Here is an 8,957-nt window from a genome sequence, read left to right on the forward strand (position 1 = left end):
TCAACGCCAAGATCGATCGCGGCGAGTGGATGGAAGGCAGGGTGTGGCGGCGCGCGCCCGATGGACGCAGATTGATTGATGAAGAGGGTTACAACGAATGGGTGGAAAACGGGAACGGACTGGCGTCGTCGCCGTCTCCGAAAGCTCGATCCAGATCAGCTTCACCTACAAAGGCATCGTCTGCCGCGAGCGGATCAAGCTCCAGCCCACCCCCGCTAACCTGAAGCGGGCCCAACAGCACCGCGCAGCCATCCTGGATGCGATCGAGCGCGGCACCTTTGATTACGCAGTGACCTTCCCGAACTCAAAGAAGCGCCACCTATTCGCAGAACAGAAGGGGGCCGCCTACCTGCTCGAGGACTACCTGGAGTCATGGCTCGCTCGCCAAAAGGCGCACCTCAAGAGCAGCACGCTGGATGGTTACACGAAGATCGTCGAGAACGTGCTGATCCCCGAGTTCGGCCGCACTGCACTTCCGGATCTCAAACGCAGCCAGATCCGCGAATGGGGCTGTGAATTGGAATGCACGAACAAGCGCTTGGCCAACGTGCAAAGTGTGTTGCGCAAGGCCCTGCAAGATGCGCTCGAGGACGAACTGATTGACATGAACCCGCTCTATGGCTGGACGTATTCACGCAAGGAGGCCCCGAAACCGGAGGATGACGTTGATCCATTCGACGCCACCGAACAGGCTGCCATTCTCCAGGCCTGTCGCGATCCGCAACATGCCAACCTGTTCAAGTTCGCCCTCTGGACTGGCCTGCGTACCAGCGAGCTGTGCGCCCTTGAGTGGGGTGACATCGACTTCATGCGTGGTTTCATCCGCGTGAGCCGCGCTCTCACCCAAGCATCGGACGAACCAGAGACTACGAAGACCAGGCGCGGCACCCGCGACGTGAAACTGTTGGCCCCCGCGCGGGACGCCCTGGAGGCTCAGAAGCAACACAGCTTCCTCGCCGGCGGCGTAGTCTTCTTGAACCCGCGCACCGGCGAACCATGGGAAGGAGACGCCCCCATCAGAAAGACTGCCTGGACTCCCGCCATGAAGGCGGCCGGAGTCCGCTACCGCCGCCCCTATCAGACGCGTCACACCTTCGCGTCGATGATGCTGACCGCTGGAGAATCCCCTGTCTGGCTAGCAGGACAGATGGGGCACACCGATGTGTCGATGATATTCCGCACCTATGGCCGATGGATTCCGGATGCAGCGCCGGAAGCCGGAAACCGCGCCGTGCAGTTATTTGGCAATCAGGGCGAAGTGAAGTCCAGCAACAGTGGCTGATTCGCAGCTTTTTCGCAGCATCGCCCGGAGATCGAGCATTGGCGCGGATGAACGCGGGTTCGATCCCCCCCGCCTCCACCAAATAAAAACCCCAGCTTCGGCTGGGGTTTTTATTTGCTTCTCCTCGCGCAAGAATAGAGGCCATCCATGGGGTTAGGCGCGATTGAGCCTCTGCACGGGCTTGCGCATAATCAGCTACATACACATCGGGATTTCGCTTGACCGACACGCCTCTCCCTCCAGGCCAGACCATTCCGCTGAGTGCATTGCGCCGCCCTGCCGCGGTGCCCGGCGGGATGCCTGTCGACCGCCTGGGACGGGGCCTGCGCGATCTTCGCATCTCGGTGACGGATCGCTGCAACTTCCGCTGCACATACTGCATGCCCCGCGACAAGTTCGGGCGCGACCACCCCTTCCTGACGCATGACGACATCCTGCGCTACGAGGAGATCGCGCGCCTGACCCGGGTCTTTGCCACGCTGGGCGTGAAAAAGGTGCGGCTGACCGGCGGCGAGCCGCTTATGCGCAAGCATCTGCCGCGCCTGGTCGAGATGCTGGCGCAGATTCCGGACCTGGAGATCACGCTCACCACCAATGGCGCCTTGCTGGCACGCCATGCTGCCGATCTAAAGGCTGCAGGCCTGCATCGCATCACGGTCAGCCTGGACTCACTGGACGAGGAGACCTTCCGCCGCATGTGCGACGCGGATTTCTCGGTGCAGGAAGTGCTGAGAGGTATCGAAATGGCCGATCGCGCAGGCTTCATCGGCACCAAGGTCAATATGGTCGTACGGCGTGGCATCAACGACCATCACATCCTCGACATGGCCCGTCATTTCCGCGGCAGCGGCCACATCATGCGCTTCATCGAATACATGGACGTGGGCGAGACCAATGGCTGGCGCATGGACGACGTGGTCAGCGCGGGCGAGATCGTGCGCCGCATCGGCGAACACTTCCCGCTGGAAACGCTGGACAAGCACTATAGCGGTGAGGTGGCCGAGCGCTGGCGCTATCGCGACGGGCTGGGCGAGATCGGCGTCATTGCCTCGGTAACCCAGGCCTTCTGCCGCGACTGCAATCGCCTGCGCCTGTCACCCGAGGGCAAGCTCTTCACCTGCCTGTTTGCGACCCAGGGCCATGATCTGCGCGCGCTCTTGCGGGAACACGCGGATGACGCGCAACTCGCGGCCTGGGTTGCCGATGTCTGGTCGCAACGCGGTGATCGCTATTCCGAGCTACGCGGTCAGGGCATCGCCCCGGCGGGCAAGATCGAGATGTCGTACATCGGCGGATGAAGCTCTGCGGCACGATCCTCGCGGGGGGCCAGGGATCGCGTCTGGGCGGGATCGATAAAGGCCTGTGCGCGCTAGACGGCCGCCCGCTGGCTGCCTGGGTGGTGGAACGCCTGGCGCCGCAGGTGACGGATCTGCTGATCGTCGCCAATCGCAACCTCGACGACTATCGCGCGCTGGGTCATCCCGTCGTGCAGGATCTGCGCGCCGGCTTCCTGGGCCCTTTGGCCGGCGTGGAGACCGCACTGGCCGCGATGCGCCATAGCTGGATGATCACCTGCCCGGTCGATGCGCCGCTGCTACCTGCCGACTACGTCCAACGGATGGTCGCCGCAGCGCGCGGCCGTCCGGCCGTGGCTCGCCTCGAAGGTCGCATGCAACCGGTATACGCCCTGCTGCCCCGGCAGGCCCTGCCTGGCCTGCGTGCCTTTCTGACCGCTGGCGGGCGCAAGGTCGGGCTGTGGCTGGAATCGCTCAACGCCGTTGCGGTCGATTTCGACGATTGCGCCGGCGCCTTTGCCGACGCCGACACAGCAGTTGAACTGCGCGCCCTGCAGGACCGTCTCAACGCCGCTGAGTGAGACACCCATACCGGGCGCATGCCCGCGACATCTTCCTTAGGCACAATGCCACCTCGCCTGGAACCCGCTGCCCGCCCCGCGGTCTAGCTTTGCTTGCCATGCGCCGGAGCCCCGCTTGCTGAACCTTTTCGAATCCCTCGTCCATCCCTACCCGGAAGACAGTCCACGCACGCCGCCACGCCAGTTACTAGCCTTCCTGTGGGCAGGCACCCGTGGCCTGCGCCCCTACATCGCAGCAATGGCCATGCTGACCGCGCTGATCGGCGTCTTCGAAGCACTGCTGTTCGGCCTGCTTGGCAGTATGGTGGACTGGCTGGCCAAACTGCAACCGCACACGCTGTGGCAGGAGCAAGGCGGAACCCTGCTCACCCTGGCCTGCGTGCTGCTGGCCAGCCCCTTGGTAGTGGCGCTGCAAGCGCTGATCAAGCAGCAGACCCTGGCCGCCAACTTCCCGATGCTGCTGCGCTGGAACTATCACCGGCTGATGCTGGGCCAGAGCATGAGCTTCTACCAGGACGAGTTCGCTGGCCGTGTCGCCACCAAGGTGATGCAGACCGCGCTGGCGGTGCGCGACTCGGTGATGATCGTGACCGACATCCTGGTCTTCGTGATCGTCTATTTCGTCAGCATGGTGGCCGTGGCTGCCGCCTTCGACCTCTGGTTGCTGCTGCCCTTCGGCATATGGTTGCTGCTCTACATCTGCGCCCTCGGCTATTTCGTGCCACGTCTGGGCCGTGTGTCGCAGGCACAGGCTGACGCCCGCTCGCTGATGACAGGTCGCGTTACCGATGCCTACACCAACATCTCGACCGTCAAGCTGTTCTCCCACGGCAAGCGCGAGGCAGCCTACGTGCGCTCGGCGATGGAGGAGTTCATGCACACCGCGCACGCCCAGATGCGCCTGGTGACCGGTATCGAGATCGCCAACTTCTCGCTCAACATGCTGCTGATCGTCGGCACCGCCGGGGTAGGCCTGTGGCGTTGGTCACAAGGCGAGGCCGGCGTCGGCGGGCTGGCTGCGGCCACCTCGATGGCGCTGCGCCTGAATGGCATTTCGCACTGGGTCATGTGGGAGACCGCGCGTCTGTTCGAGAACCTCGGCACCGCGCAGGACGGCATGAACACGCTGTCGCGTCACAACGCCGTGGTCGACGCACCCCACGCGCAGCCGCTGAAGGTCACGCGCGGCGAGATCGTGTTCGACCACATGAGTTTCAGCTACGGCGAGCAGAAGCGCGTGATCGAGGACTTCAACCTCACCATCCGCCCCGGCGAGAAGATCGGTCTGGTCGGCCGGTCAGGGGCCGGCAAGTCCACGCTGGTGAACCTGCTGCTGCGCTTCTACGACGTGGAATCGGGCCGCATCCTGATCGACGGGCAAGACATCGCCGGCGTCACGCAAGAGAGCCTGCGTGCACAGATCGGCATGGTCACGCAGGACACCTCCCTGCTTCACCGCAGCGTACGCGACAACATTCTGTATGGCCGTCCGGACGCCAATGACGCGCAGATGATCGCGGCCGCGCAGCGCGCCGAAGCCGATGCCTTCATCGCCACACTCAGCGACCCCAAGGGCCGACGCGGCTATGACGCCCATGTCGGTGAGCGCGGAGTGAAGCTGTCCGGCGGACAGCGCCAGCGCATCGCGATCGCCCGCGTGATGCTGAAGGACGCGCCGATCCTGCTGCTCGACGAAGCCACCAGCGCGCTCGACTCCGAAGTCGAGGCCGCCATCCAGCACAGCTTGTACAAGCTGATGGAGGGCAAGACGGTAGTGGCCATCGCGCACCGTCTGTCCACCATCGCAGCGATGGATCGCCTGATCGTGGTCGACGGCGGGCGCATCGTCGAACAGGGCGACCATGCGAGCCTGTTGGCCCAGGGTGGTCTCTACGCCCGCCTGTGGGCGCACCAGAGCGGCGGCTTCCTGGGCGAGAATGACGACTGACTGAATCCACTGTCACGAAAGGCTCACCATGCGCATCGCCGTCTTCGACACCCATGCCTACGATGAACGCGCCCTCCGGGAGGCCAATGCCACCCGTGGCCATCGCCTGGAGTTCTTCGAGGAGCGCTTGCACGACAAGACCGTCGAGCTTGCACAAGGTTTCGACGCCGTGTGTCCCTTCGTCAATTGCCGGCTCAACTCACTCGTCCTGACGCGCCTCGCCGAAATGGGTATCAAGCTCGTCGTGCTGCGCGCTGCAGGCTTCAACGGCATCGACATCGCGGCCGCCGAACGCGTGGGCATCACCGTGGCGCGGGTGCCGGCCTATTCACCGGAGGCGGTCGCCGAGCACACCTTCGCCCTGCTGCTGACCCTGGTGCGCAAGACGCACCGCGCCTTCAACCGCGTACGCGAGCAGAACTTCTCGCTCGACAACCTGGAAGGCTTCACCCTGCACGGCAAGACTTATGCCGCGCTGGGCGCGGGCCGCATCGGCCAGAGTGCGCTGCGCATCGCCAAAGGTTTCGGCTGTCGTCTGCTCGCCTATGACCCCTATGAGAATCCCGCCATCGCCGCCGAGATCGGCTTCGAATACGCCCCGCTGACACGCGTGCTGAGCGAAGCGGATGTGGTGTCGCTTCACTTACCCCTGATGGACAGCAGTCATCACATCATCGATGCCGAGGCCCTGGCGCAGATGAAACGGGGCGTCATCCTCATCAACACCAGCCGTGGCGGGCTGATCGACACCCCGGCCCTAATCGACGCCCTCAAGAGCGGCCAGGTCGGTGGCGTAGGCCTGGACGTGTACGAGATGGAAGAGGGCGTGTTCTTCCATGATCTGTCGGATCGCCCCCTGCAGGACGATATGCTGGCCCGCCTGATGAGCTTTCCCAACGTGCTGATCACCTCGCACCAAGGCTTCCTCACGCGTGAGGCCTTGCACAGCATTGCGGCCACCACGCTGGACAATGCAACGGCCTTCGAACAAGGCAAAACGATCGTGAACCAGGTCAAGCTGGCTTAGATTCAAGGGTTGGCATAGGCAGACGGGCGAGCGGGAGCAAGAAAGTTCCCACTAGATTGTTGCTGATCGAGCAACAATCATTTGTCGTAATCGGCGTTCTCCACGCCAAGTGTTTTCCGTACAGTCCGCCGGAAAATCCAGCCACGAGAACACCATCACCGTGCCCTCCCGCACCCCTCAGCACTACGGCGGCGTCGCCATCGGCCTGCACTGGCTGATCGCGATCGCCCTCATCGCCACCTTTTCGCTCGGCTTCTACATGGTCGGCCTGCCTTTTTCACCGGGCAAGTTGCAGCTATTCTCATGGCATAAGTGGGCGGGCATCACGATCTTCCTGCTGGCCCTGCTGCGCATCGTATGGCGTCTTGCCAAGGGAGCGCCTGCCGCGCCTGCCGGCATGCCGCACTGGCAACGCCTGGCGGCCGAATGGGCGCACCGCCTGCTCTATCTGCTGATGGTCGCCATTCCGCTCAGCGGCTGGCTCATGAGTTCGGCCAAAGGCGTTCAGACCGTGTACTTCGGCGTCTTGCCACTGCCCGACTTGCTGCCGCGCGACCGGGAACTGGGCGATCTGCTCGCCAGCATGCATGCGGCATTGAACTATCTGATGGCCGCCCTGGTCATCAGCCATGCGGGCGCTGCGTTCAAGCACCACTTCGTCGATCGCGACGACGTGCTGGCGCGCATGCTGCCGCACCTCAAACGAAGCTGACACTCCACCTTTTCTTCCAGAGACAAGCATGAAACGATTGTTCGCCCTGCTCGGGCTAAGCCTGCTGACAGCCACCACCGCCCACGCCGTCGAATACAACCAACTGCTGAGCGACAAGAGCGCGCTGAGCTTCAGCTACAAGCAGATGAACGTGCCCATGGACGGCAGCTTCAAGCGTTTCAAGGGGCAGTTGGCGGTCGATCCGGCCAACCCGGCCACGGCGAGCGCCCAGTTCGAGATCGACGTCGCCAGCATTGATGTCGGTTCGGCCGAGGGCAATGACGAAGTGGCCGGCAAGCTGTGGTTCAACACCAAGGCACACCCGACCGCGCGCTTCGTCTCCAGCGCGATCAAACCACTCGGCAACAACCGCTTCGAGGTAGCCGGCAAGCTCACGATCAAGGGCAAGACGCAGGACGTCGTCACCACTGCGAGCTTCCGCCCAGAAGGCGCCAACGCGCTGTTCGAAGGCGCATTCACGATCAAGCGCGCGGACTTCGCCATCGGCGAGGGTATGTGGGCAGATTTCGGCACCGTCGCCAACGAGGTGCAGATCCGGTTCCGCCTGCTGGCGGCCCCGAAGAAGTAAGCATCAGACCTACACAATCATCCAACCCCAACTGGAGTTCAGCATGAAGAAACTGGCTTTCGTCCTGGCCATGGGCAGCGTGTCGCCCGCATTCGCCGCCCCCGAAACCTTTGCCATCGACCCGACGCACACCGCGCCGCGCTTCGAGTACAACCATTTCGGCTACAGCCAGCAACAACATCGCTTCGACAAGACCAGCGGCAAGCTGGTGCTGGACCGTGCGGCCAAGACCGGTTCGGTCGAAGTGGTGATCGACGCCAAGTCGGTCAACACCGGTTATGAAGTGTTCAACAGCCACCTGCAGGGCGAGGACTTCTTCAACACCGAGAAGCATCCCACCATCAGCTTCAAGTCGACCGGAGTGAAGTTCGAAGGCGACAAGCCGGTGAGCGTGGACGGCAATCTCACGATCAAGGGCGTGACCAAGCCGGTGACGCTGAACCTGAGCAGCTTCACGCTGCAGCCCCACCCGATGATGAAGAAGGACGCGATTGGCGCGAATGCCACCGCCAAGATCAAGCGCTCCGACTTCAACATGGGCAAGTACGCCCCGCACGTCTCCGACGAGGTGGTACTGGCCATCGCGGTCGAGGCGATCAAGGAGTAAGGTGCCCGAATTCGCCTGACACAAGGCCGCCGGCAACCCCGCCGGCGGCCTTGTCGTTTCAGCGCAGGAAGGCCAGCTCGTCGCGGCTCACGCTGGCGCTACAGCCCAGCGCGGCGGACAGCTTGTTCCAGTCTCGTTCGGACAGCAGTGCGCGGATCTCCGACAGCATGCCGTCGAAGGCCTCGGCCGGCATGCTGGCGCGGATGCCGCGCAGCATGGTGGCGCGCTCGCTAGCGTTCATGGCGGGAACCATCCAGCGCAGGAAAGCCACCGCACGCTGCGGCGGAATCGCCGCCACCAGCCGCTGCTCGATGCCCATGATCTCGGCATCGGTGTAGCAGGACCACAGCACCGCGTTGTGGTCAGTTTCCTCCATCACCATGTGTTCCAGATTCTCGGCCACGAACAACGCCAGGCGTGTGTAGAAGCGGTAACCCTGGCGGGCGCGCTCCAGCGGCAACGACTGCTCGATCTCCAGCGCATCGGTCAGCAAGGACTTGATGGCCAGGGTGTGTTGCTCGTGCTCGATCAGTGCGCCGGCGGTGGAGCCCGGCCGGCGTTCCTCCATCGCCGCATGCAGGAACTCGTTCTCGTGATGCAAATGCCCCAGCATCATGTCCATCATGGCGCGCACCTCGGTCAGGGTGGCGGCCACGTCCACCTCGTCGAGCCAGTCGCAGCAGCCGACCGTGTAGAGCGTGTGCTGCATCAGGGCGCGCAGGCCCTTATGCGGGAAGTTGTAAATATTGAAGCGGTCCTTGGCGTCCGATGCCTTGTGTTGGGATTGCATGTTGGGTATTCCTCTCTCGGTTGATTACGGGTGACTTGCAGCTCATCGCCCAACGCTGCGGTGGGCAAGTGGGTGGAGCTTAGGAATTCGCTGCGTCACCGGTGCGTAAATGTTCGGTAAGGAAAC

9 protein-coding genes are annotated in these 8,957 nt (G+C 63.2%); 8 read left to right on the forward strand and 1 reads right to left on the reverse strand.

The features are described 5' to 3' along the window. The first annotated feature begins 97 nt into the window (after nt 1-97). The 8 genes from NMB43_RS12005 (at nt 98) to NMB43_RS12040 (ending at nt 8,041) form a co-directional block, all read left to right on the forward strand. Nucleotides 98-1,282 carry an Arm DNA-binding domain-containing protein gene (locus tag NMB43_RS12005; RefSeq protein ID WP_494348398.1) on the forward strand — a complete coding sequence of 395 codons (1,185 nt, stop codon included), beginning with the start codon at nt 98-100 and terminating at the stop codon, nt 1,280-1,282. Between the two features lie 251 nt (nt 1,283-1,533). Continuing rightward, on the forward strand, nt 1,534-2,580 hold the full coding sequence (gene moaA / locus NMB43_RS12010; protein WP_494352141.1) for a GTP 3',8-cyclase MoaA: 1,047 nt from the start codon (nt 1,534-1,536) through the stop codon (nt 2,578-2,580). After that, complete coding sequence (gene mobA, locus NMB43_RS12015; protein ID WP_494348399.1) at nt 2,577-3,158, forward strand: molybdenum cofactor guanylyltransferase MobA; 582 nt, start codon at nt 2,577-2,579, stop codon at nt 3,156-3,158. Before moaA ends, mobA begins: the two co-directional genes overlap by 4 nt. Before the next feature lie 115 nt (nt 3,159-3,273). Further along, entirely contained in the window at nt 3,274-5,106 is a 1,833-nt protein-coding gene (locus NMB43_RS12020; protein WP_494348400.1) for an ABC transporter ATP-binding protein, read from the forward strand. A gap of 28 nt (nt 5,107-5,134) precedes the next feature. After that, nucleotides 5,135-6,133, forward strand: a complete 999-nt coding sequence (locus tag NMB43_RS12025) for a 2-hydroxyacid dehydrogenase (protein WP_494348401.1) — start codon at nt 5,135-5,137, stop codon at nt 6,131-6,133. A gap of 154 nt (nt 6,134-6,287) precedes the next feature. Then, nucleotides 6,288-6,845: a cytochrome b gene (locus tag NMB43_RS12030; protein ID WP_494352142.1), complete on the forward strand. Its 558-nt coding sequence runs from the start codon at nt 6,288-6,290 to the stop codon at nt 6,843-6,845. A 28-nt stretch (nt 6,846-6,873) separates the two neighbouring features. Further along, entirely contained in the window at nt 6,874-7,434 is a 561-nt protein-coding gene (locus NMB43_RS12035; protein WP_494348402.1) for a YceI family protein, read from the forward strand. A gap of 43 nt (nt 7,435-7,477) precedes the next feature. Continuing rightward, nucleotides 7,478-8,041 (forward strand): YceI family protein, encoded by a 564-nt coding sequence (locus NMB43_RS12040; RefSeq protein WP_494348403.1) that lies wholly within the window; start codon nt 7,478-7,480, stop codon nt 8,039-8,041. 58 nt (nt 8,042-8,099) lie between these two features. Here NMB43_RS12040 and NMB43_RS12045 read toward each other — a convergent pair whose 3' ends face one another. Next, on the reverse strand, nt 8,100-8,831 hold the full coding sequence (locus NMB43_RS12045; protein ID WP_494348404.1) for a hemerythrin domain-containing protein: 732 nt from the start codon (nt 8,829-8,831) through the stop codon (nt 8,100-8,102). Nucleotides 8,832-8,957: the final 126 nt, after the last annotated feature.

The sequence above is a fragment of the Uliginosibacterium sangjuense genome (genome assembly GCF_059132465.1).

What these genes read in the sequence shown, in the direction of transcription:
- NMB43_RS12005 (WP_494348398.1), top strand. Translation starts at nt 98, where the DNA reads ATGGGTGGAAAACGGGAACGGACTGGCGTCGTCGCCGTCTCCGAAAGC.
- mobA (WP_494348399.1), top strand. Translation starts at nt 2,577, where the DNA reads ATGAAGCTCTGCGGCACGATCCTCGCGGGGGGCCAGGGATCGCGTCTG.
- NMB43_RS12035 (WP_494348402.1), top strand. Translation starts at nt 6,874, where the DNA reads ATGAAACGATTGTTCGCCCTGCTCGGGCTAAGCCTGCTGACAGCCACC.
- NMB43_RS12040 (WP_494348403.1), top strand. Translation starts at nt 7,478, where the DNA reads ATGAAGAAACTGGCTTTCGTCCTGGCCATGGGCAGCGTGTCGCCCGCA.
- NMB43_RS12025 (WP_494348401.1), top strand. Translation starts at nt 5,135, where the DNA reads ATGCGCATCGCCGTCTTCGACACCCATGCCTACGATGAACGCGCCCTC.
- NMB43_RS12045 (WP_494348404.1), bottom strand. Translation starts at nt 8,831, where the DNA reads ATGCAATCCCAACACAAGGCATCGGACGCCAAGGACCGCTTCAATATT.